This window comes from Streptomyces flavofungini, from assembly GCF_014650815.1.
Lineage (GTDB): Bacteria > Actinomycetota > Actinomycetes > Streptomycetales > Streptomycetaceae > Streptomyces > Streptomyces flavofungini.
On sequence record NZ_BMVR01000007.1, the window covers coordinates 359,781 to 383,351 of the forward strand.

Here is a 23,571-nt window from a genome sequence, read left to right on the forward strand (position 1 = left end):
GGGTGCCCATCCGGGATGTGCGACGGCGCGTTCATCTATGTTCCGCGGACCGGTGACGAGGCGGCCGACGTGGTCAGAATGTCCTCGATCAGCTGCGGCGGGACGGTGGCGTCATCGAACCACCGGCCGCCGAGCGGCCGGGGAACCGGCATGATCTGGTCGTTCGTGTAGGCCAGGACCTTGCGGTTGTAGGTGCGGATCTCGTCCCGGAGGTCGGACGGCAGCTTCTTGTCGAGCAGCAGTGCTCGTTCCATTTCCCCGAGCAGTTCCTGGGTCTCGGTAATGGTCTTCAGAACAGCCTTGCAGAATCCGGCCGGGAGCACTCCGTACTCGCCCTTGATCTCCACCAGGCGGGTGATGGCCTCATAGGAGACGTCCTGAAGCTGACGCCTGTCCAGCCAATTCGTCTCGTAGTTGAGCCGTCGATGCCACAGTGGCTCGACCATGGCCTGGCGGTGTTCTTCCAGCGTGCGGTGGTGGATGCGGTAGCCGTGTTTTTCCGGTTCTTCGAAGAACTGGGACCCCGGGTCGAGGAACGGGACCATCGGGCAGATCAGCGGAAGGGCGGCCCAGCCGCCGAACTTGCGCACGAGCCGCTCGGAGTACGCGATCGTGTCCAGCACCGATTGCCGGTCCTGGTACGGCATGCCGATGAAGAACCAGATCATGATTCCTTTCACGCCGGCGTCCAGGGCGCGCGGAATCCATTCCTCCATCTGTGCCATGGTGTAGTTCCCGCGCCCGGCCGCCTTGCTGATCTTCGGATCGTGGGACTCCGGGGAGAGCATGATGTACGAATCTGTTGACTCGCCCATCTTCTTGAGAATGTCGAGGGGGGTGAGGCTGAACTGCTCGAAGTGGACGCTCTTGTAGCCGAGCTCCTTCACGGCGTCCAGATACTGGTGCATCCGCGTTCTGTTCTCGGAATAACACTGGAGCGCGTAGATCGAGGTGCGCTTCGCCGCCTCTTTCATGGTGCGGAGCTCTTCGACGACGAGGTCGTTGTCCTTCTGTACGAGCGTCCTGCGGACGCCCATGATGTTGCGGTACGCGAACCGTGATCCGCCGCACCAGCCGCAGTCGTGGGCGCAGCCCGTGTTGGGCAACGTCATGATGAGCTTGGCGGCCGACGGCCCGCCGTCGGCCGCCTCGCGGTAGTACGACCAGTCGTTGCGCACGTTGTTGTAGTTGCTGTCCGGCGTGTGCGAGAAGCCGGTGGTCTGCACCTCGCCGTCGACCTTGTACAGCAGGTTCGGAATGGCACGGAAGTCCCTGTCGCCGCGCCGGACCCTGGTGACGAGCTCGGTGACCGGGTCGAGGGTGTCGTAACCCTGGACGACGACATCGACGCTGGGGTACGCGATCAGTTCCTCGGCGTAGTAGGTCGCCGAGATGCCGCCGAAGACGGTGAGCGCCTCGGGATGCACTTTCTTCACGAGGGCCGCGAGTTCGATCGAGCCGTGGCAGTGCGCCATCCAGTGCAGGTCGAAGCCGAAGATCGGCGCCTCGAAGCGGGCGATCAGTCGTCTGACATCCAGTTCGGGATGCAGGAGCATCAACGAGGCGACATTGACGATCTTCGTATCGAACCCGGCGTCGGCTAATCGCTGCTTTATCGAGAACCAGCCGATGGGGTAAATCTCGTAGACCGAGGTGACATTGACGCTGTCGCTGTCACTCAGATAAGCGAACAGCATGTCGTCGCGCTCGCGAAATTCAAAGACGCTCGGCGCGTGCAAAAGGAAGAGATCGGCCTCAAGCCGCGATGTCGGCGGCTGATCCGTGATGTTCATTCACGGCCTCCCCTGGCTCACTCTTCGCCAGCAAGATTCACCATGGTTTCCGCTGGCCGAAAGGTTTGTCAAGGGTCGCACGACGTGCGTCGCAATAGATCTTGATGTGCTAGTTCAAGACCTTCATCCGAGGTCGCCTTTGAAAGCGATCAGGGGCTACTGGTAAACCGAAGGACGCAATCGGAATCTGACCAGTCCATTTCAGTATCAGGGCTGGTTCCATAGTCGATCAGGGGGGTGCGCCGACTGTCAGCGGGTGTAGCCCCGAATGCGGTAGCGCAGCCCGGATGTGGAGGTCTGCCAGCCTTTGTCCTCGGTGGCTTTCCACGTCGAATCCAGCGCCGGGGCATAGGTGTCGCCGTCCACCGGGGAGTCGACTTCCGTCACCGAGAGCGTCGTGGCGTATCCCAGGGCCGCCCGGTAGATTTCCCCACCGCCGATCACCCATGCCGCAGCAGGGGCAGTCGGCCCCAAGGGCTCGGCCGCGAGTTCCAGCGCCTTCGCGAGGGAACCGGCACGATGCGCGCCGTCCGCTGCCCATTGGGGATCGCGCGTCACCACGATATTGCGCCTGCCGGGCAGCGGACGGAATCGCGGCGGCAGCGAATCCCAGGTCTTGCGCCCCATCACCACGGGCTGACCGAGGGTCGTGGCCTTGAAATGTGCCATGTCCTCGGGCAGCCGCCACGGAATCGCATTGCCCGCGCCGATCACACCGTCCAGGGTCTGCGCCCAGATCAGCCCGACGTTCATACCGCGACCGAGGCCTTGATCGCCGGGTGGTGCTGGTAGTCGACCACTTCCACGTCGGAGTAGGCGTACTCGAACAGCGAGTCGGCCTGCCGCAGCCGCAGCCCGGGGAACTCGAACGGGGTGCGCGAAAGCTGCTTGGTCACCTGCTCGACGTGGTTGTCGTAGATGTGGCAGTCGCCGCCGGTCCAGATGAAGTCACCCGGCTCCAGGCCCACCTGCTGCGCCACCATGTGCGTGAGCAGGGCGTAGCTGGCGATGTTGAACGGGACGCCGAGGAAGAGGTCCGCGCTGCGCTGGTAGAGCTGGCAGGAGAGCTTGCCGTCGGCGACGTAGAACTGGAAGAAGGCGTGACACGGCGCGAGAGCCATCTCGGGCAGCGCGGCGACGTTCCAGGCGGAAACGATCATCCGACGGGAGTCCGGGTCCCGGCGCAGCGTGTCGAGGACCTCGGTGATCTGGTCGATGTGCCGGCCGTCCGGGGCGGGCCAGGAACGCCACTGCGCGCCGTAGACCGGCCCGAGCTCGCCCTTCTCGTCGGCCCACTCGTCCCAGATGGTGACGCCGTGCTCCTGCAGCCAGCCGACGTTCGAGTCGCCGCGCAGGAACCACAGCAGCTCGTACACGATCGATTTGAGGTGCACTTTCTTGGTGGTGACCAGGGGAAATCCCTGCGACAGGTCATAGCGCAGTTGGTGCCCGAAGACACTTCGGGTGCCGGTGCCCGTCCGGTCGGCCTTGGCCGTCCCGGAGGTGAGCACCAGCTTCAACAGGTCTTCGTACTGGGTGTCCGCCACGGGCGTCGAGTCTACTGGTCACCTGCGGGTTCGCCGGACACCGGCACTCTCGGCCACCTGGAGGCGGGCTGCCCGCTACTCGAAGCGCGTCGTGTCCCCGGCCCCGCGGCGCACGATCTCGATGTCGCCGCCGGAGAAGTCGATGACCGTCGTCGGCTCCGTGCCGCAGTCACCGGAGTCGAGCACGGCGTCCACGGAGTGGTCGAGGCGTTCCTTGATCTCCCAGCCCTGCGTCATCGGCGCTTCCTCGCCGGGCAGCAGCAGGGTGCTGGACAGGAGGGGCTCGCCCAGCTCGGAGAGGAGCGCCTGAGTGATCACGTGGTCAGGGATGCGGACGCCGACCGTCTTCTTCTTGGGGTGCAGGAGCTGGCGCGGCACCTCCTTCGTCGCGGGCAGGATGAAGGTGTAACTGCCGGGCGTCGCCGCCTTGATCGCGCGGAACACGTCGTTGTCGATGTGCACGAACTCGCCGAGCTGCGCGAAGGTCTGGCACACCAGGGTGAAGTGATGACGATCGTCGAGGTTGCGGATCGAGCGGATGCGGGCGATGCCGTCGCGATTGCCCAACTGGCACCCCAGCGCGTAGCAGGAGTCCGTCGGGTACGCGATGAGGGCGCCGGACCGGATGCTGTCCGCCACGGTGGTGATGGTGCGCCGCTGCGGGTTCTCGGGGTGCACGTCGAAGTACTTGGCCATCCGCCGAGTTTAGGCGCGGGCCGGTGGGCCGGAAGGGCAGGACGTGGCCGACGGGGCAATCCCTCGATGTCCTCAAGCGGCGGGGGGTACGGTGCCGCGCTCTTGCGCCGGACGTGGCCCGTGTAGTCCGCTAGGGCGCATGGGGAAGAGGAGCACTGTCTCGCTGATCGCCGCCCTCGCCGCGGGAACCCTGCTGACGGGCACGCTGAGCCCCGGGGCGGAGGCCGCCGCGCCAGGCGCCGACGGGTCGTCCCGGGCGGACGCGGCGGGTTCCTCCGGCGTGCCGGACCGCTACCTCGACACGGTGACGATCCCTCAGCTGCAGGCCCGCATGGCGGACGGTTCGCTGACCTCGTCCGCGCTCACCCGGGCGTACCTGCGGCGGATCAAGACCGTCGACCCCAAGATCCACGCGGTCCTGCGCACCAACCCGAAGGCGCTGCGACAGGCGGCCGCCAGTGACGCCAGGCACCGGCACGGCAAGCCCCTCGGCCCGCTCGACGGCATCCCCGTGCTGCTCAAGGACAACGTGAACACCCGTGACATGCCGACGACCGCCGGCTCCCTCGCCCTGGCCGGGAGCCCGCCGGGCACCGACGCCGCCCTCGTGACCAAGCTGAAGGACGCCGGGGCGGTCATCCTGGGCAAGGCCAACCTGTCCGAATGGGCCAACTTCCGGGCGGCGAAGCCCACATCGGGGTGGTCGGCGGTCGGCGGCCAGACCCACAACCCTTTCGTGCTCGACCGGAACCCCTGTGGCTCGTCCTCCGGGTCGGCGGCCGCGCTCGCCGCCTCGCTGTCCCAGGTGGCCATCGGCACCGAGACGGACGGCTCCATCGTGTGCCCGGCCGGGATGAACGGCGTGGTCGGCCACAAGCCGAGCCTCGGCCTGGTGAGCCAGAGCGGCGTCGTCCCGATCTCCGCCGAGCAGGACACCGCGGGGCCCATGGCGCGCAACGTGGTCGACACCGCGCTCACCCTGTCGGTGCTCACCGGCGACGACACGCCGCGGCTCGACGCCGCTGTCGGCGGACCGGGCGACGGCGGGACGCTCCACGGCAGCCTGCGCGGCAAGCGCATCGGGCTGTGGCGGCTGCCCTCGCTCGGCCCCGAGGTCGACGCCGTGATGACCCGCACCGCACGGAAGCTGCGCGCCGCCGGAGCGGAGGTCGTCGAGGTGACACCCCCGTACCAGGCGCGGCTCGCCGAGCTCGAGTTCCCGGCGCTCCTCAGCGAGTTCCACCGGGACATCGACGCCTACCTCGGCACCCGGAAGGGCCCCCGCGACCTCGCCGCGCTCATCGAGTTCAACCGCACCCACCCCGCGGAGCAGACCTGCTTCGCCGGGCAGGAGCTGTTCGAGCAGGCCCTCGCCGCGCCGCCCACCACCGACCCGAAGTACCGTGCGATGCGCGCCGAGTTGAAGGACCTGTCCGGCCGCTCCCTGGACGAGACCATGGCCGCCCACGACCTCGACGCCATCGCCGCGCCCACGAACCCGCCCGCCTGGACGACCGACTGCGCCCGCGGCGACAACGACGTCATCCCGTCCTCCACCCCCGCGGCCGTCGCCGGCTACCCGTCGCTGTCCGTCCCCGCGGGCCGTGTCGGCGAACTCCCGGTCGGCCTCCTCCTGATGGCGGGCGACCGTCAGGACGCCAAGCTGCTGTCGCTGGGCGCGGCGGTGGAGCGCCGCCTGAACGCGTGGCGAGCGCCGCGGTACCTGCCGACGCTGGGGCGCTGACCTCCACTTCCCGTGCGGCGACGGCGCCTTGGTGAGGGGCGCCGTCAAGCGCCGTTCGGTTTGAGGCAACGCTCGGCTTGAAGCGGCGCTCGACGATTCAGTGCCGCTGGGACATCCCGGTGCTGCCCGGCAACTCGGCACTCAGGTGCCGCCTGGCAGTCCGGATGCCGCCCGGCAGGCGCGGCGCGCCACCTACCCGGTTCGCGGCCCCCGTACGCCCGCCTCGCCCAGCGCACTGGGTCGGCCAACCGGCGCAGGACCACACACCCCTCCGCACACGCGCCCTTCCCGGCGATCCGTACCTCCCTCTGCGTCCGGCCGCCTCCCAGGCGGGGTTCCGCGCTGCCTGCCGGGACTGTTTGGCTAGCCCATGCAGTTCGTGCAGCCCGCACAACCCTGGCGCATGTCCCGTCGCGGCGTTGTCGTCATGCCAGCGCTCTCCCCGGAACCCGTGCCCGATCACAGCCGCCCGCTGAACGCGTCGGTGTCCCCGAACTCACCCTCGTACCGCATCCGATCACCGCGGCCGGTGCCTCCGCAGCCGCTCTGAAGTCGCGCTCAAGTCGCTCCCAAGGCCCCTGGAGGACCCTGACGTGGTCCTGTGGGCGGTCAGGTGTGGCCGTGCCCGCCCGCCCGCGCCCGCCGGCCGCGGGAACCCGCGCGCGCTCGCACGCGTCCGCGCACAACGGCCCACGTCCGCGCACACCCGTATGCGTCCACGCACATCCGCTCATGTCCGTTACACGTACAGGGAGGCAATGTGACCACGTCCGAAAGCGCTGCCGGACCCAGCACCGCAGAAGGCGACGAGTCCGCAGCCGAGGCACAGCGCACCAGCCTCAGTACCCTCGCGGCACGCCAGCTCTCCACGACCACCAAGTCCGAACCGCAGATGCAGGCCATCACCTCGCGATGGCTGCTGAAGATGCTTCCGTGGACGGACGTCAGGGGCGGCACCTACCGGGTCAACCGGCGGCTCCAGCTCAAGGTCGGCCGGGGGCGTGTGCAGTTCGAGCAGAACGGCGCCGACGACATCAAGGTCATCCCCGAGACGCTCACCGAACTGCCCGTCCTGCGCGGCTACTCCGACCCCACGGTCCTCAAGAAGATCGCCTCCCGCCTGCGGGTGCGGCAGGTGCGCGTCGGCGAGGTGCTCTTCGACGCCGGCCAGCCCGTCACCGAGGCCTACCTCGTCGTGCACGGCCGCTTCACCCGCTACGCCACCGGCAAGTACGGCGAGGACGAGGTCGTCGGCGTCGTCACCGACGGCGACCAGATGGGCGACGAGGCCGTCGGCAGGGCCGACCCGCTGTGGCTCACCTCGGTGCGGGCCGAGACCCCCGGCGTCGTCCTCGTGCTTGCCTGGGACTCCCTGCAGCAGATCGTCGAGGACGCCCCCTCGCTCGCGGCGCACCTGGACGCGTACGCGCAGCAGCAGAGCAAGCCCATGAACCGCAAGGGCGAAGCCGACGTCCCCATGCAGGCCGGACATCACGGGGAGCCCACCCTCTCCGGCGGCTACGTCGACTACGAACTCGCGCCGCGCGAATACGAACTGTCGCTCACCCAGACGGTGTTGCGCATCCACACCCGGGTCGCCGACCTCTACAACAACCCGATGGACCAGACCGAGCAGCAGCTCCGCCTGACCATCGAGGAGATCCGCGAACGCCAGGAGTGGGAGCTGGTCAACAACCGCGAGTTCGGGCTGCTGCACAGCATCGACTACGGCCAGCGCATCAGCACCTACACGGGCCCGCCCACACCCGACGACCTCGACGAACTGCTCGCCATGCGCCGCAAGACCAAGCTGTTCCTGGCCCACCCGAAGGCGATCGCGGCGTTCTTCCGCCAGTGCAACAAGCGCGGCCTCGTGCCCGGCACGGCCACCGTCGACGGCCACGAAGTACCCGCGTGGCGGGGCGTGCCGCTGTTCCCCTGCGGCAAGATCCCGATCAGTGACGAGCACACCACCAGCATCATCGCGCTGCGCACCGGGGAGGCCGACCAGGGCGTCGTCGGCCTGCACCAGACGGGCATCCCCGAGGAGTACCAACCGAGCCTGAACGTGCGGTTCATGGGCATCAGCGACGCCGCGATCATGCGTTATCTGGTCACCGCCTACTACTCGCTCGCGATCCTCGTCCCCGACGCCGCCGGGATCCTGGAGAACGTGCAGATCGGTCGGAGTGCGGAGTGAGCGCACCGCCCGAATCCGGGGAACCGCCGACGCTCGCGACCGAGGCGGCAGCAGTTCTCGCGCCCGCGGCGCCAGCGATCCCGGCGGCCACGGAACCTGCGGTTCCGGCGCCCGGGGAACCAGCGGTCCACGTGCCGCAGCAACCACCCGCACGGCCCCCTTGGCGCCCACCCGGCCCCCCGAGCCCGGCCCGGTCCCTGCGCGCCACCCGCAGCGGCGGCCCCATCCCCGGCCTGCGCCACCGCCCCGCCGTGCCCGCCGACCCCGGCAAGGTCGCGGAGGTCGACCGCAGGCTGGAGGCCTGGGCGCACGAGCACGACCTGTTCCCCGCGGCGTGGAAGGGCGACTTCGCGGGCTTCCAGTTCGGCCGGGCCGTGGTGCTCCAGCATCCGGGCGCCGTCGACGTGGAGCGCCTCACCGCTGCGGGCAAGCTGCTGCTCGCCGAGAACCTCGTCGACAGCTGCTACTGCGAGGCCGAGGAGGGCAGGGGCGGCACACCGCGCGGCCTCGGCGGCCGCCTCGTCCTGGCCCAGGCGGCGATCGACCCGTTCCACGGCGCCCCCGAAGTGGAGGCGCAGTGGCGCCGGGGCGTGCGGACCGACGGGCCGCTGCGCTCGTACCACCAGGCCATGAAGGACCTCGCGGCCTTCGCCACGCCCAGCCAGACCGACCGGTTCGTGCACGACATCGCCCGGCTGCACCTCGGCTACCTCGGCGAGGCCGCCTGGGCGGAGACCCGGTACGTGCCCCAGGTGTGGGAGTACCTGGTGATGCGGCAGTTCAACAACTTCCGCCCCTGTCTGTCGATCGTCGACGCCGTCGACGGCTACGAACTGCCCGAAGCGGTGTACGCCCGACCGGAGATCCAGCGGATCACGGCGCTGGCCTGCAACGCCACGACCATCGTCAACGACCTGTACTCCTTCACCAAGGAGCTGGCCGGAGACCCCACCCACATGAACCTGCCGCAGGCCATCGCCGCCAACGAACGCTGCGGCCTCAAAGCGGCGTACCTGAAGGCCGTGGAGATCCACAACCAGGTCATGGACACCTTCGAGGAGGAGTCCGCGGTCCTGTCGGCCACGTCACCGCTGGTCGAGCGCTACGCCAGGGGCCTCGCCGCCTGGGTGTCGGGCAACCACGAGTGGCACGCCACCAACACCCACCGCTACCACCTGCCCAACTACTGGTGAACCCGTCACGGGCGGCTGCACCCGCCCGCCCGACCCACCGCCATCCGCACCACGAGGAGTCCCTGTTGACCATTGCTGACGCCCGGCCCACCGCAGTACCGGTGCCCACTCAGTCGACGTACCAGAACCGCGTCGCGGACTACTGGAACGCCGAGGAGAACCCGGTCAATCTCGAACTCGGGAAGATCGACGACCTCTACCACCACCACTACGGCATCGGAGAGGCCGACCGGTCCGTCCTCAAGGTGGCCGACCCCGCCGAGCGGCAGGAGCGCATCACCGCCGAGCTGCACCGGCTCGAACAGGCCCAGGCCGACCTGCTCGCCGCCCACCTCGGCCCCCTCACGCCCACCGACCGGGTCTTCGACGCGGGCTGCGGGCGCGGCGGCGGCTCCGTCGTGGCCCATCTGCACTACGACTGCTACGCCGACGGCGTCACGCTCTCCGAGAAACAGGCGGACTTCGCGGGCGAGCAGGCCCGCAAGCGGCACATCGACGACAAGGTGCGCTACCACCACCGGAACATGCTCGACACCGGCTTCCCGACCGGTGCGTTCGCGGCGTCGTGGAACAACGAGTCCACGATGTACGTCGAGCTGGAGCTGCTGTTCGCCGAGCACGCCCGGCTGCTGCGCCGAGGCGGCCGGTACGTGACCATCACCGGCTGCTACAACGACACCTACGGGCAGGCCTCCCGCGAGGTGTCCCTCATCAACGCCCACTACATCTGCGACATCCACCCGCGTTCGGAGTACTTCCGGGCGATGGCGCACCACCGGCTCGTACCGGTGCACGTCGAGGACCTGACGGCCGCCGCCATGCCCTATTGGGAGCTGCGGCAAGAGGCCGACCACCTGGTGACGGGAATCGAAGAAACGTTCCTGAACGCATACCGGAACGGGAGTTTCCAATACCTGCTGATCGTCGCCGACCGAGTGTGACGCGCAGTGCGATGAGCGGGTGACGCACGGAGCGGGAAGGCCGGGCCCGCGAGGGTCCGGCCTTCTGTGCGCGGTGGTGCGGTGCGCGGCGGTCAGTGGGCGGTGTGGGAGGCCCAGACCGCGCGGCTGCCGTCGTAGATGACGACGTTGCCGTCGTCCTGCACGACCAGGCGGGAGCCGGGGCGTCCGGCCGTGTGGGAGGCCCAGGCCGGCGCTCCGTTGCGGGTGTGGACGACGAAGTTGCCGTCCTCCCGCAGGCGGGCGGTCCAGCCCTTGCCGACCGTGCGCGAGGCCCATCTGGCCCGGTTGAGCTCGTCGTAGACCACGAGGTTGCCGTCGGACTGCATCACCGGTCTGGCCGTGTTGGAGCTGACGGACTCGTCGTGGTTGAGGGTGAAGGGGGCGTAGCGCACTTGGTCCGAGAGGATTCCCGCCCGCGCCGTGCCGCTGGTGGCGGCCGTGGTGTCGGTGGGAGCCGGACTCGCTTGGCCGACGAGGGGCATCGAAGCGAGTGCGGCGGTTACGAGAAACGTGCCGGCTTTCTTCCCCACGAAGGAACTCCTTGAGCCAGGCAGTTCTTTCATCGGTGCCCTGTTGGGCGCCGCATCCGGACGATGTCAGGGCTTTCGCACCGGAAGGCAAGGCTCCGGGGGAGTTGGCGGTTTGATGTCCTTTCCTGACCGGAAAATGCGGGATGGGAAATGCGCCGCTGATAGGGCGAAGAGGCCGATATTCGGCTTTCCGATATCCCATGGTTCCGACAGGATCGGCCGGGCTGGTCGGCCTTGGCGCCGAATTCCCCATTCCAAGGAGGATGCGTGCGTAAGAGAGCGTTCGTCAGTGTCGCTGCATTTGTCATGACCCTGATTACTCCGACCGTCGCGGGCGCGGCGGAAACCCAGTTCACCAAGGTCCCCGGCGTCGAGGGCCTGTACCGGGTCACCGGAACGGACGGCGACCGGGCCGCGCGCGACGCGTACAACCGGTGCGGGGAGGGGACCTGCTTCTTCCAGCACTACAACGGCGAGGGGCTGTTCTGGGTCGTCCCGAGCTGCGGCCGCCACCACCTCCCCGGCTATCTCGACGGGAAGAGCACCTCGGCCTGGAACCGGACGCCCACCACCGTCATCCTGTACGACGGCACCTACACCGGACGCCTGGGCCCGCTCCCGGGCTGGTTCAAGGGCAACCTCCACCCCGACCACGACAACAAGCTGAGCTCGGTCGACGCGGCCTGCTGAGTCACGCCTGACACACAGAACGTCCAGGTCGACCGAGTCCGGCCGACCTGGACGTTCGTTGTTTCCGGGCGACGTCAACGATCAATCGACGTCAGGGATTCCTCAGGCGAGGTCGAACCGGTCGAGGTCCATGACCTTGCTCCACGCGGCGGCGAAGTCGGTCACGAACTTCTCCTTCGCGTCGTCGCTCGCGTAGACCTCCGCGAGCGCACGCAGCTCGGAGTTGGAACCGAAGACCAGGTCGGCACGGGTGCCGGTCCACTTGACCGCGCCGCTCGCGTCGCGGGCCTCGAACTCGTCCTGCGCCGAGGACGTCGACTTCCACTCCGTGCCCAGGTCCAGCAGGTTGACGAAGAAGTCGTTGGTCAGCGTGCCCGGCTGGTCGGTGAGGACGCCGTGCTTCGACTGCCCGTGGTTGGCGCCCAGGACACGCAGACCGCCGACGAGGACGGTCAGCTCGGGGGCGCTCACCGTGAGCAGGTTCGCCTTGTCGAGCAGCAGGTACTCGGCCTGGAGGCGGTTGCCCTTGCCGATGTAGTTGCGGAAGCCGTCGGCGGCCGGCTCCAGGGCGTCGAACGACTCGACGTCCGTCTGCTCCTGCGTGGCGTCGACGCGGCCCGGCGAGAACGGCACCTGGACCTCGACGCCGCCGTCCTTGGCCGCCTTCTCGACGGCCGCGGAGCCCGCGAGGACGATCAGGTCGGCCAGCGAGACCTTCTTGCCGCCCGCGGCGTCGAAGGCCTCCTTGACGCCTTCGAGGGTGCGAAGGACCTGGGCGAGCTCGTCCGGGTTGTTGACCTCCCAGTTGCGCTGCGGCTCCAGGCGGATGCGGGCGCCGTTGGCACCGCCGCGCTTGTCGCTGCCGCGGAAGGACGAGGCAGCGGCCCACGCGGTGGAGACCAGCTGGGAGACGGTGAGGCCGGAGGCGAGGACCCGCTCCTTGAGGTGCGCGATGTCCGCGGCGTCGATGACCTCACCGGTGCGCGCGGGCAGCGGGTCCTGCCACAGGAGCTCCTCGGCGGGGACCTCCGGGCCGAGGTAGCGGACGACCGGGCCCATGTCACGGTGCGTCAGCTTGTACCAGGCGCGGGCGAAGGCGTCCGCGAACTCCTCCGGGTTCTCGTAGAAGCGGCGCGAGATCGGCTCGTAGATCGGGTCGAAGCGCAGCGAGAGGTCCGTGGTGAGCATCGTCGGCAGCTGCTTCTTCGACGAGTCGAACGCGTCCGGGATGATCGCCTCGGCGTTCTTCGCCACCCACTGGTTCGCACCGGCCGGGCTCTGGGTGAGCTCGTACTCGTACTCGAAGAGGTTCTTGAAGAAGAGGTTGCTCCACTGGGTCGGCGTCTCGGTCCAGGTGACCTCGAGTCCCGACGTGATGGCGTCCTTGCCGACGCCCGTGTTGTACGTGCTCTTCCAGCCGAGGCCCTGCTGCTCCATCGGCGCGGCCTCGGGGTCGTTGCCGACGTTGTCCGCGGGGCCCGCGCCGTGGGTCTTGCCGAAGGTGTGGCCACCGGCGATGAGGGCGACGGTCTCCTCGTCGTTCATCGCCATGCGGCGGAACGTCTCACGGATGTCGCGGGCCGCGGCGATCGGGTCCGGGTTGCCGTTGGGGCCCTCGGGGTTGACGTAGATGAGGCCCATCTGGACCGCGCCGAGCGGGTTCTCCAGCTCGCGGTCGCCGGTGTAGCGGGCGTCGCCCAGCCACTCGGTCTCGGGGCCCCAGTAGACGTCCTCCTCCGGCTCCCACACGTCCTCGCGGCCGCCGGCGAACCCGAAGGTCTTGAAGCCCATCGTCTCCAGGGCGACATTGCCGGTGAGGACCATCAGGTCGGCCCAGGAGATGTTCTTGCCGTACTTCTTCTTGACCGGCCACAGCAGTCGGCGGGCCTTGTCGAGGCTGGCGTTGTCCGGCCAGCTGTTGAGCGGCGCGAACCGCTGCTGACCGGCACCGGCGCCGCCGCGGCCGTCGCTGATGCGGTACGTGCCCGCGCTGTGCCAGGCCATCCGGATCATGAGGGGGCCGTAGTTGCCGAAGTCGGCGGGCCACCAGTCCTGCGAGGTGGTCAGCACCTCGGCGATGTCCCGTTTGACCGCGGGGAGGTCGAGGGAGTTGAACGCCTCCGCGTAGTCGAACTCCTCGCCGAGCGGGTTGGCCACGGCGGGGTTCTTGGCGAGGATCTTCAGGTTCAGCCGGTCCGACCACCACTGGCGGTTGCCGCCGCCCTGCGTGGGGTGCGGCGCACGGCCGTGGGCGACCGGGCAGCCTCCGCCCTCCTCGACCTTCGCGTCGGTGACGATTGCGTCCGGGTTCTCAGCCATGGGAAGCCTTTCGAACTGAGTGAATCGTGGTGCTGGGAGGAGTGTGCGGTGGTGCGGCCGGGGCGGGACCCCGGCGACCTCCATGACCCCGTCGGACCGGTGGCCATGGCGGTGGCGATCGAGGAACGGTGACCGCCGGACGAGGTCTGGCAGGAGGGCGGGGCGGACCGAACCGGACTGTCCCGCTCCCTTGGTCATCGTAGGAAACCGATCCTACGATGGACGCTGTCCAGGTCAAGAAGCTCAACTGATTCATATTGATTCAGAATCCGTACGGCTGCCGGTAAACTCCGCGTACGCCACCGAGCCTGAATGGGTGAACCGATATGAGTGACCTGCTGGAGCGACTGCGAGGGCGTGGCTGGCGGGTGACCTCCCAGCGGCGTGTCGTCGCGGAGGTCCTCGACGGCGACCACGTGCACCTGACGGCCGACGAGGTGCACGCCCGCGCGGCGCACCTGCTGCCGGAGATCTCCCGGGCCACCGTCTACAACACCCTGGGCGAGATGGTCTCCCTCGGCGAGGTCATGGAGGTCTCCACCGACGGCCGCGCCAAGCGGTACGACCCCAACGCCCACCACCCCCACCAGCACCTGGTGTGCTCCAACTGCGGCGCCATCCGCGATGTCCACCCGACGGGTGACCCGCTGGCCGACCTGCCGCAGGAACAGCGCTTCGGTTTCGCCGTGTCGCAGGCCGAGGTCACCTACCGTGGCCTCTGCCCCACCTGCGCCTAGCTCCGCACCATCCGGCCGGGCGGCCCGACGGACGCCTCATGGACAGCGACGTGTCCCAGAAGCACCGCCGCAGTGTGGCCGGAATGGTCGTCTGACGAGGGTTCAATTCCGGCTGATACTCAGGGCTGGGCGATCCGTCCCGCATTCCCATGTCCGGAGGCCGCTGATGCACCAGACCAGTGTTCCGACCAACGCCGTGCTCACCGCCTGGCTGTCGGGTGCCGAGAGCGCGTACGGCCAGCCGAACCCCGCCGGGCCGCTGTACGTCGGCGGTACCGCCGCTGAGGCCGCGCTCACCGATCCGAGTGACTCCCTGTACGGCTTCTGCTCCAGCCCGAGCGGCTCGCACGGCAGTTGGTGCTGCTGACCGAGCGGCGGGCGTGGGGGACCGCGGGTGACGGCGCGCGTCCCGGCCGGTCGTGCGGTGCCCCACGCCCCGTTGTCGTTTAGGCGGGCGTCGTACAGGGGGGGCGGTGGACGGTGAGCGGATCGGCGCCGGGAGACGGAGCTGAGCGGCGGCACGAGGCGGACTGGTTCGCCCGTCCCGTACGGAGCATCGCCCGCCCCTGGCGCGACGAGCTGGCCCGCCGCCTCACCGCCGTGGCCGCGCTGGGCCGCGATGAACGGGACGTGCTCCTGGAGGCGGGCCACACCGCCCTGACCAGGTCCTTGCACGCGAAGCTGTCCCGGCTCCTCCTGATCGAGCTGCACGCGCTGCGCCTGACGGCCGGTGGTGGGCGGGTCGGCACGAGTCATGGGTCCGGAGACTCACCTGGAGCAGCGTCCGGCAGCCCGTCCGCGACAGTGTCCACCACAGCGCCCGGAGCCGAGTCCGCAGCAGCGTCCGGAGCCGAGTCCGCATCCGACACGGCGACCTGGGCCGCGTTCGTCGAGCAGGCGTGCGAGGACGGCTACGTCGACCGCCTCGCCGAGCGCTACCCGACCCTCGGCGCGCGGATCGCGGCGGTCGCGCGGCTCTCGGTGGCCGCGACGGCGAGCTTCGCCGAACGGCTCGCCGCCGACCGCGAGCTGCTGCGGCCGCTCCTCGGCGCACCCGCGGGGGAGTTACGGGCCGTCGTGTTCGGCGCGGGCGACAGCCACCGGGGCGGACTGACCGTCAGCCGGGTCGACTGCGCCGCCGGCAGCATCATGTACAAGCCGCGCCCGTCCGGCACCGACGTCGCCCTCGGCGCCCTGCTGGACGAGCTGTTCACCGACTTCCCCGACGCCCCGGCGCCGGACCGCCGCATCCGGGTGCCGCGCACCCTGGCACGCGACGGCTACGGCTGGGCCGAGTTCATCCGCCACCGCTACTGCGCCGACGACGCCGAACTCGCCGCGTTCTACCGGAACGTCGGCCACTGGCTGGCCGTCCTGCGCTTCACCGGCGGCACCGACATGCACGCCGAGAACATGATCGCCGCGGGCCCGGTGCCGGTCATCGTGGACGGCGAGACACTGTTCGACGCCCCCGCTCCGTTCCCGCCCAGCGGTCAGGGCGACGCCGTCGACGTGGCCGCGGCGGCGATCCGCCGCACCGTCCTGCGCACCGGACTGCTGCCCGTACGCGGCACCGGCTTCGCGCTCGCCGGGGTGGACATCTCCGGGGTCGGGGCGCTGCTCGGCCAGCAGCCGCTCATCCCGAACCCGGTGATCGCCGACGGCGGCACCGCGGCGGCCCGCTTCGAGGTGGACCTGGTGGCCATGCCCACCGCGGGCAACCACCCCAGCCCCACGCCGGTACTGAGCGCGTACTGGGACCGGATCCTGGCCGGATTCCGGGAGATGACCGCCCATCTGCACCGGCCCGGGACCGACCCGCAGCGGCTGCTGCGCCGCTTCGAGGGCGCCCGGGCGCGCCGCATCCTGCGGCCCACGCAGGCCTACGTCGACATCGGCCGGATGCTGTGGCACCCGGCCTCCCTGCACGACGAGGCGGCCGCCGTCGAGCGCGCCCGGGACATCCTGCGCCGCAACGCCGAGGTGCTGCCCGGCGCGCCGACGGACCGCGCGGCGATCGACGCCGAGATCGCCGACCTGCTCGTCGGGGACGTACCGATGTTCGGCTTCACCGTGGACCCGGCCGCCGTCCGGGCCACCGTCGAGGACTGGCGCACGGCCGATCTGGCGCTGGAGGAGTCGGTGATCCAGGACGCGCTGGTGGGCGCGTACCTCAATGAGCGTTCGCTGCCCGAGCGGGTGCAGGCCGCCGCCCGTGATCCGCACGCCCGGGACCGGGAGCGGCGCCGCCGCGGGCTGGCCGCGCAGATGGTGCGGCGGCTGTGCGACGGGGCGGTGCGCGGCGAGGACGGCACGGTCACCTGGATCAGCCCCGTCTTCACGCCCGCGGGATGGTCGATCAGGGTGCTGCCCGCCGACCTCTACACCGGGCAGGGCGGGGTGGCGCTGACGCTCGCGGAGTACGTGCGTGAGGTGCGGGCCGGGCGGGCGGATCCGGTGCCGGGAGTCGCCGAGACGTTCGAGGGGGCGCTGCGGGTCCTGGTCGGCACGGAGGACCGGACGGCCACGCCGTCGCCGGGGGCGTTCAGCGGGGCGGCGTCGCAGGTCTGGACGTGGCTCGCGCTGCACCGGGTCCTTGGGGACGACTGGCTCCTTGAGCGGGCTGCGGCACGGGCCCAACTGCTCGCTCCGCGGGGGCGGCTGGTCGAGGACGACGTCGAGGTGGACCTGCTCAACGGGGCCGCGGGCGCGGTCGTGCCGCTGCTCAACCTGGCCGCGGCGACGGGGCAGGACCGCTGGCTCGGCGCCGCCGCCCACATCGGCCGCCGCCTGGAGGGACTGGCCACGATCGAGGGGAGCGGCGCGCGCTGGACGACGCGGCTCAACCCCGAGGGCATCGGCGGCTTCGCGCACGGCGCCACGGGCATCGGCTGGGCGCTGACCAGGCTCGCCCTCAGCGGCGCGGGCACGGCGGCCGACCGGCGTGGCTGGACCCGGCTCGCCGAGCGGGCCTTCGCCTATCAGGAGTCCCTGTACCGGCCCGAGGACGGGAACTGGCTCGACGTGCGGGTCGGCGCCGAGGAGGACTTCTTCACCAGCTGGTGCCACGGCAGCGCGGGAGTCGGAATCGGCATGCTGGATCTGCACCGGCGTACGGGCGATCCGGTGCACCTGGACATGGCACGCCGGGCGGCGCGTGCCTGCGCGGCAGAGGGCTTCGGCTGGAGCCATACGCTGTGCCACGGCGATCTGGGCCTCTGGGAATTCCTCACGTCCCCGGACTTCGGCAGTGCGTCCGACGTGGACTTCGGTCGTGCGTCCGACCTCGACGGGGAAATCCTCACCGGCCTCGAACAGCGCGGGCCGGTCGGCGGTTTGGCACGAGAAGCGTTCTCGCCGAGCCTCATGTCGGGTCTCTCGGGTGTCTTGCACACACTGTTGCGTATGCACCACGGGGTGACGTTGCCGAACCCCCTTCTCCTGGACTGACCTCACGGTTACCGGCCTTACTGGGGAAAGATTTGACTTGTGATCCATGTCACATCTTGCCTGTAAAAGATCTTGGTCCGGCATATCCACACAGCTGTTTGGGTGTGGCACGATGCCATCGGATTGCCCTTGGCCCAAGTAACCGATCGCGAAGCTTTTGACGTAGGTCTTGTCTTACTGAGAACGACTTGTTGATGGTGTTGGCTAGACGTAATTCGGGGGATGCAAGCGTGCCATCGCTTATTGTTATCGGATACCGGGACGATCTCGACCGTGCGGTGCGGCGTCGAGGTTTGGACCCCTACTACCTTGTGCAGGCGCCGATGAGCCCGCCGCCGGGGCAGAGGTTCACGAGTGTCGCCGACATGGAGAACGCTCAGGAGCTGCTGCGGGCGGTGCTTGCCGCACGCATTGACGATGTGGCAGGCGTGCTGAGCGTGCATGAGATGGGTGTGTTCGGGGCGGCATATCTGCGGCAGCAGTTGAGCCTTCCCGGGAACACGGATTCAAAGACGGTGCTGTCCTTCCGGGACAAGTATCTGCAGAAGAGCAAGCTGCCGGACGACGTCAGGCGAGCCCGCTGCCGATACGTCACGGAGGGGACTTCTTTCGCCGAACTCGCCGCCGATCTGGGCGAGGTCTTCGTCGTCAAACCGGCGACCGGAGCGGGTTCGCTGCGTACGGAAATCGTGCGTTCTCCGGAAGAGTACGAACGAGCCCTGCAGCAGCTGCCGAGCCAGTCGGATGTGGGCGTCGTCGCCGAATCCTTCATCGACGCGCCGGAAGTCTATACGGACGGCATCTGGGAGGGCGGCGCTCTCCGCTGGTCCTCGATGAGCAGCAACCACATCTCACCGCTCAGTGCCGTGAAGGGCGGTGTCCTCGCCGCACACATTCTCGACAGGAGACGGCATGCGGATCTGTTCCGGCAGGCGGAGGAACTCGCCGGGCGGGTGCTCACCGGCCTGGGTGCGCCGGATTGCGTCTTTCACATGGAGACGTTCGTCGAGGAGTCGGGGCTGACGCTGGGCGAGTGCGCCATCCGGCTCCCGGGGGCGCTGTCCCCGAACGTCAACCAACTGACGTACGGAGTCGACCTCTTCGACGCCGAGATCAGCCTGGCGCTCGGGGAGCCGATCGCCCAGGAGCTGGGCGGCGGAACACCCGACCGCTTCTACGGCTACATCCTGCTGCGCCGCTCGCAGGCTCTGACACAAGAGGACTTCGAGCGCGCCTTCGACTTCGACGAGATCGTCTACCACTCGTCGCCGGATGCGCCGGTCGGCCCGTACGGCCGCGTCGGGCAGGCCGTCGTGTCCGATGAGGACGAGCTGCAACTGCAGAAAACGATCGAGGACATCGTGCGCTTCAACGAGCTCGGCTGAGCCTGACCGTTCCGTCAGGACCGGCCGACGGAAGCATCGTGGGCCGCATTCGGGGGAGACAAGAATGCCGACAATGATCGTCATCGGGTACCGGGAGGATCTGGACCGGGCGCTGCGGCGCCGAGGCCTGGATGCCCACTACGTCGTGCAGGCACCGGCGAGCCCGCCGCCGGGGCGCAGGTTCACGCGTGTCGCCGACATGGAGAACGTGCAGGAAGTTCTGCGTGCCGTGCTGGCCGCGGGCATCGACGATGCGGCGGGCGCGCTGAGCGTGCACGAGATGGGTGTGTTCGGGGCGGCCTATCTGCGGCAGCAGCTGAACCTGCCGGGAAACACGGACTCGAAGACAGCCCTCTGCTTCCGCGACAAGTACCTGCAGAAGAGCAAGCTGCCGCCGGGGATCAAGCGGGCCCGCTGCCGGTATGTCACACGGGACACTTCCTTCACGGACCTCGTCGACGATCTGGGTGAGGTTTTCGTCGTCAAACCGGCGACCGGTGCCGGTTCCCAGCGCACGAACGTCGTGCGTTCCCCGGAAGAACTCACGCGCGCCGTGGAGGTTTTCCCGGACGCATCGGATGTACAGATCGTCGCTGAATCCTTCATCGATGCGCCGGAAGTCTATATGGACGGCATCTGGAGCGGCGGCGATCTCCTGTGGTCATCGATGACCCGCTATCACCTCTCGCCGCTGAGCGCGGCACACGGCAGCATCCTGGCCGCCCACATCCTCGACAAAGTGCGGCATGAGGAGCTTTTCCGGCGAACGGAGGACATCGCCAGACAGACGCTCACCACACTGAGTGCGCCCGACTGCGTCTTCCACCTGGAAGTGTTCGCGGAAGAATCAGGGCTCACTTTCGGCGAGTGCGCCATCCGGCTCCCGGGGGCGCTGTCGCCGAACGTCAACAAGCTGACGTACGGAGTCGACCTCTTCGATGTCGAGATCAGCCTCGCGCTCGGAGAAAGGATAAAGAAGCCTCTGGAGGACCGTGCGCCGGACCGTTTTTATGGCTACATCCTGCTGCGTCGCCCTGCTGGAAACACCTTGAGTCAAGAGGACTTCGAGCGGAATTTCATCTTCGACGAGATCCACTACTCGTCGTCGCCCGACACCCCGCTCGGTCCGTACGGCCTCGTCGGCACGGCGATCGTATCCGACCCGGATGAGCTGAAACTGCAGCAGAAGATCGAGGACATCGTGCGATTCAACGAGCTCGGCTGATCGATGAGATCGATGAAGCCCGGCTCACGGCTGCCCGCCCGCCGCGGCCACAAAGCCGTTCATGCCCACGCGCGCCGACCGGAATCAGCCGTCGGCCCTCGATTATGCGTGCGCGTCGTGATGCCTTCTCGCACCGGCCGATAGTCGGCGGGAATCCGGGCGACGCACACGCCCTTTTATTGATACCGAAGCGCGGGGACGCGGAGCACCATCAGTGACTTCGTCATCTCCCCGTTCGGCTTCGCCATCCATAAAACACCCCCATCGCGATGGAATTCAGGGCCGTTTTCCGACCCTTCTGATCGGAGGTCTTCGCCCCTATGCCGGACCACATACCCGCCTCGACGCTTCCGCGACTGCTGGAGAGCGCGGCACGCGACACCACCCGAGGCATCACCTTCATCGGCGGCTCGTTCCTGTCCTACGCCGAACTGCGGGACAGCGCCTCCCGCATCACCCAAGGGCTGCACGGCCAGGGCGCCACCCCGGGCGACCGCGTCCTCATCGCCGCCCACGACCCCGAGACCTTCTTCCGCGCCTTCTGGGGCTGCGTCCTCGGCGGCCTCGTACCCTGCCCCGTCGCACCCCCGGCCGACCCCTCCCGGTGGCAGCCGCAACTGGAGCACCTGCGCGCCCTCCTGGACGACCCGCTGGTCGTCGTCTCCAAGGCCGGCTACGGCGACCTGCCCGACATCGGCCTGCGGACCGTCACCGTCGAGGAGTTGAACCACGCCGCGCCCGACCTCGCCCAAGCCCACACGCCCGACCCGGACGACCTCACCCTCCTGATGCTGACCTCCGGGTCCACCGGATCGAGCAAGGCCGTCCGGCTCACCCACGCCAACCTCCTCGCCGCGCAGGCGGGCAAGGCCGGAGCACTGGAACTCGGGCCCGCCGACACCTCGTTGAACTGGATCTCCACCGACCACATCGCCGCCATCGAGGCGCACCTGCTGCCGATGTTCAACGGCGCCGACCAGGTCATGGCCACCCCGGCGACGGTGCTGGCGGACCCGGTGGAATTCCTCCGGCTGCTCGCGGCCCACCGGGTGCGCGTCACCTTCACGCCGAACTTCCTGTTCGGGCAGATCAACCAGGCCCTCGCCCAACGGCCGCCCGCGCCGGACGAGGTGGACCTGTCGCAGGTGCGGCACATCATCTCCGGCGGCGAGGCCACCGTCACCGCCACCGTGCGGGACTTCCTGGCCGCCCTGGCCCCGTACGGGCTGCGCCAGGACGTCATCGTGCCCGCGTTCGGGATGACCGAGACGTGCGCGGGCAGCGTGTTCAACCGCGCCTTCGCCTCCCACGACCTGCGCACGGAGTTCCCGCCGCTGGGACGGCCGGTGCGGGGCCTGCGCATCCGCATCACCGACGGCGACGGGAGCGTCCTCTCGGCCACCGACGACCTGGGGTCGGCCGAGCCGGGGGAGGTGCATCTGCACGGCCCGATGGTCACCGACGGCTACTTCGGCAACGACGAGGCCACCGCGCTGGCCTTCACGCCCGACGGCTGGTTCCGCACCGGCGACCTCGGATACCTGGACGCCGACGGCCGGTTGACGCTGGTCGGCCGGACCAAGGACTCCATCATCGTCAACGGCGTCAACTACTACAGCCACGACCTGGAAGCAGCCCTCGACGAGTTGGACGACGTGAAACGGGGACAGGTCGCGGCCTTCCCGATCCGGCCCGACGGAGCCGACTCCGAACAGCTCGCCGTCGCGTTCGTCCCGGCGGGCGACCCGTCCGACGACACGGCGGTGTACCGGGCGATCGTCGCGATCCGCAGCTCCACGGTGATGCACTGGGGATTCCGGCCCCAGCTCGTCCTCCCCGTCACCGAGGCACAGATACCCCGCAGCAACCTCGGGAAGATCCAGCGCTCCCGGCTGCGCACGGCCGTCGAAGCGGGCGGCCTCGACGCGGCGGCCCGCCGGGCGAGCGAGGTGAGCACCCGGTTCCTCGGCGCGCACGTGCCGCCCGAGGGAGTCGCCGAGACCGCGCTGGCCGACATCTACGCCCGCGTCCTGAACGTCACGTCGGTGCCGGTCACCGCGAGCTTCTTCGACCTGGGCGGCACCTCCCTGGACGTGCTGCGGCTCAAGCTGGAGATCCAGACGGAGTTCGGCATCGACGACGTACCGATGTCGACGCTCCTACAGGCCCCGACCGTCCGCGCCCTGGCCGGGCGCCTCACCGGCGGGCAGCGCCCCGAAGGCGACCCCGGCTACGACCCGCTGGTGCCCCTGCAGGTCACCGGGGACGGAACGCCGTTGTTCTGCGTGCACCCCGGCCTCGGGGAGGTGCTGGTGTTCGTCAACCTCGCCAAGTACTTCACCGGCGAGCGGCCGTTCTACGCGTTGCGGGCACGGGGGTTCGGGCAGGGCGAGAGCCACTTCGCCTCGTTCGACGAGATGGTCTCCACGTACGTCGAGGCGATGCGGAAGGTGCAGCCCAGCGGGCCGTACGCCGTCGCGGGCTACTCCTACGGCGCGGCGGTCGCCTTCGAGATGGCCAAGCGCCTGGAGGCCGACGGCGACGAGGTCAGGTTCGTCGGCGTCTTCAACCTGCCGCCGAGCATCTCCGGCCGCATGAACGAGATCACCTTCACCGACGGCGCCATCAACCTCGCCCTGTTCCTCGAACTGATCGGCGCCGCCGACATCGAAGGCCTCACCACCCGGCTCCGCGGCCTCCCCGAAGCCGACCAGCTGGCCCACCTGATCGAGCACGCGCCGCACCGCCGCCTCACCGAACTCGACCTCACCGTGGAGCGGTTCAGCGCCTGGGTGCACCTCGCCCAGAGCATGGTGCACCTCGGCCGCACCTACGAACCGGCCGGATCGGTCGCGCGGACGCACGTCTTCTACTGCACCCCGCTGCGCGGCACCAAGGAGGAGTGGCTGAACAACCAGCTCCGCCACTGGGACGACTTCACCCGCACCACCAACCGGTACATCGAAGTCGACGGCGAGCACTACACCCTCATGAGCCCGCAGCACGTACAGACCTTCCAGGCGACCCTGCGGCGCGAACTGGGCCAAGCGCTCGGGGGACCGACCGACGCCACCGCCGACACGACCAGGAGCCACTGACC

At 69.1% G+C, this 23,571-nt stretch carries 17 protein-coding genes; 11 read left to right on the forward strand and 6 right to left on the reverse strand.

The genetic code is table 11. The features are described from left to right. Positions 1-35: 35 nt before the first annotated feature. The 4 genes from IE274_RS20725 to IE274_RS20740 form a co-directional block, all read right to left on the reverse strand. The gene (locus tag IE274_RS20725; RefSeq protein WP_229909688.1) at positions 36-1,793 is read right to left on the reverse strand and encodes a B12-binding domain-containing radical SAM protein; all 1,758 of its coding nucleotides are present in this window, start codon (positions 1,791-1,793) and stop codon (positions 36-38) included. Between the two features lie 249 nt (positions 1,794-2,042). Next, entirely contained in the window at positions 2,043-2,546 is a 504-nt protein-coding gene (locus tag IE274_RS20730) for a dihydrofolate reductase (protein WP_190117321.1), read from the reverse strand. Next, on the reverse strand, positions 2,543-3,340 hold the full coding sequence (locus IE274_RS20735) for a thymidylate synthase (RefSeq protein ID WP_190117322.1): 798 nt from the start codon (positions 3,338-3,340) through the stop codon (positions 2,543-2,545). The genes IE274_RS20730 and IE274_RS20735 overlap by 4 nt, the downstream gene beginning before the upstream one ends. Before the next feature lie 75 nt (positions 3,341-3,415). Continuing rightward, on the reverse strand, positions 3,416-4,036 hold the full coding sequence (locus IE274_RS20740) for an L-threonylcarbamoyladenylate synthase (protein WP_190117323.1): 621 nt from the start codon (positions 4,034-4,036) through the stop codon (positions 3,416-3,418). A gap of 139 nt (positions 4,037-4,175) precedes the next feature. On the opposite strand from IE274_RS20740, the gene IE274_RS20745 reads away from it, so the two are divergent. From IE274_RS20745 to IE274_RS20760, 4 genes are all read left to right on the forward strand, one after another. Further along, positions 4,176-5,780: an amidase gene (locus tag IE274_RS20745; protein WP_190117324.1), complete on the forward strand. Its 1,605-nt coding sequence runs from the start codon at positions 4,176-4,178 to the stop codon at positions 5,778-5,780. 760 nt (positions 5,781-6,540) lie between these two features. Then, positions 6,541-7,980: a family 2B encapsulin nanocompartment shell protein gene (locus IE274_RS20750; RefSeq protein ID WP_190117325.1), complete on the forward strand. Its 1,440-nt coding sequence runs from the start codon at positions 6,541-6,543 to the stop codon at positions 7,978-7,980. 131 nt (positions 7,981-8,111) lie between these two features. Then, entirely contained in the window at positions 8,112-9,173 is a 1,062-nt protein-coding gene (locus tag IE274_RS20755; protein WP_190117326.1) for a family 2 encapsulin nanocompartment cargo protein terpene cyclase, read from the forward strand. Between the two features lie 65 nt (positions 9,174-9,238). Next, positions 9,239-10,114 carry a geranyl diphosphate 2-C-methyltransferase gene (locus IE274_RS20760; protein WP_190117327.1) on the forward strand — a complete coding sequence of 292 codons (876 nt, stop codon included), beginning with the start codon at positions 9,239-9,241 and terminating at the stop codon, positions 10,112-10,114. 92 nt (positions 10,115-10,206) lie between these two features. Here IE274_RS20760 and IE274_RS20765 read toward each other — a convergent pair whose 3' ends face one another. Next, a complete protein-coding gene (locus tag IE274_RS20765; protein WP_190117328.1) occupies positions 10,207-10,665 on the reverse strand; it encodes a hypothetical protein in 459 nt (152 codons plus the stop codon). Positions 10,666-10,971: 306 nt separating this feature from the next. Here IE274_RS20765 and IE274_RS20770 point away from each other — a divergent pair, with 306 nt between their 5' ends. After that, on the forward strand, positions 10,972-11,355 hold the full coding sequence (locus IE274_RS20770; RefSeq protein ID WP_190117329.1) for a peptidase inhibitor family I36 protein: 384 nt from the start codon (positions 10,972-10,974) through the stop codon (positions 11,353-11,355). A 102-nt stretch (positions 11,356-11,457) separates the two neighbouring features. Here IE274_RS20770 and katG read toward each other — a convergent pair whose 3' ends face one another. After that, positions 11,458-13,674, reverse strand: a complete 2,217-nt coding sequence (gene katG, locus IE274_RS20775; protein ID WP_190117330.1) for a catalase/peroxidase HPI — start codon at positions 13,672-13,674, stop codon at positions 11,458-11,460. Between the two features lie 326 nt (positions 13,675-14,000). Between katG and IE274_RS20780 the strand changes: the two genes are divergently transcribed. The 6 genes from IE274_RS20780 (at position 14,001) to IE274_RS20805 (ending at position 23,569) form a co-directional block, all read left to right on the forward strand. Next, the gene (locus IE274_RS20780) at positions 14,001-14,411 is read left to right on the forward strand and encodes a Fur family transcriptional regulator (protein ID WP_190117331.1); all 411 of its coding nucleotides are present in this window, start codon (positions 14,001-14,003) and stop codon (positions 14,409-14,411) included. 166 nt (positions 14,412-14,577) lie between these two features. Next, positions 14,578-14,778, forward strand: a complete 201-nt coding sequence (locus tag IE274_RS20785; RefSeq protein WP_190117332.1) for a DUF6229 family protein — start codon at positions 14,578-14,580, stop codon at positions 14,776-14,778. 113 nt (positions 14,779-14,891) lie between these two features. Next, the gene (locus IE274_RS20790; RefSeq protein ID WP_198897836.1) at positions 14,892-17,861 is read left to right on the forward strand and encodes a type 2 lanthipeptide synthetase LanM family protein; all 2,970 of its coding nucleotides are present in this window, start codon (positions 14,892-14,894) and stop codon (positions 17,859-17,861) included. A 230-nt stretch (positions 17,862-18,091) separates the two neighbouring features. Continuing rightward, positions 18,092-19,246 carry an ATP-grasp domain-containing protein gene (locus IE274_RS20795; RefSeq protein ID WP_190117333.1) on the forward strand — a complete coding sequence of 385 codons (1,155 nt, stop codon included), beginning with the start codon at positions 18,092-18,094 and terminating at the stop codon, positions 19,244-19,246. A gap of 64 nt (positions 19,247-19,310) precedes the next feature. Continuing rightward, on the forward strand, positions 19,311-20,471 hold the full coding sequence (locus IE274_RS20800; protein WP_190117334.1) for an ATP-grasp domain-containing protein: 1,161 nt from the start codon (positions 19,311-19,313) through the stop codon (positions 20,469-20,471). A 320-nt stretch (positions 20,472-20,791) separates the two neighbouring features. Beyond that, entirely contained in the window at positions 20,792-23,569 is a 2,778-nt protein-coding gene (locus IE274_RS20805) for a non-ribosomal peptide synthetase (RefSeq protein ID WP_190117335.1), read from the forward strand. Positions 23,570-23,571: the final 2 nt, after the last annotated feature.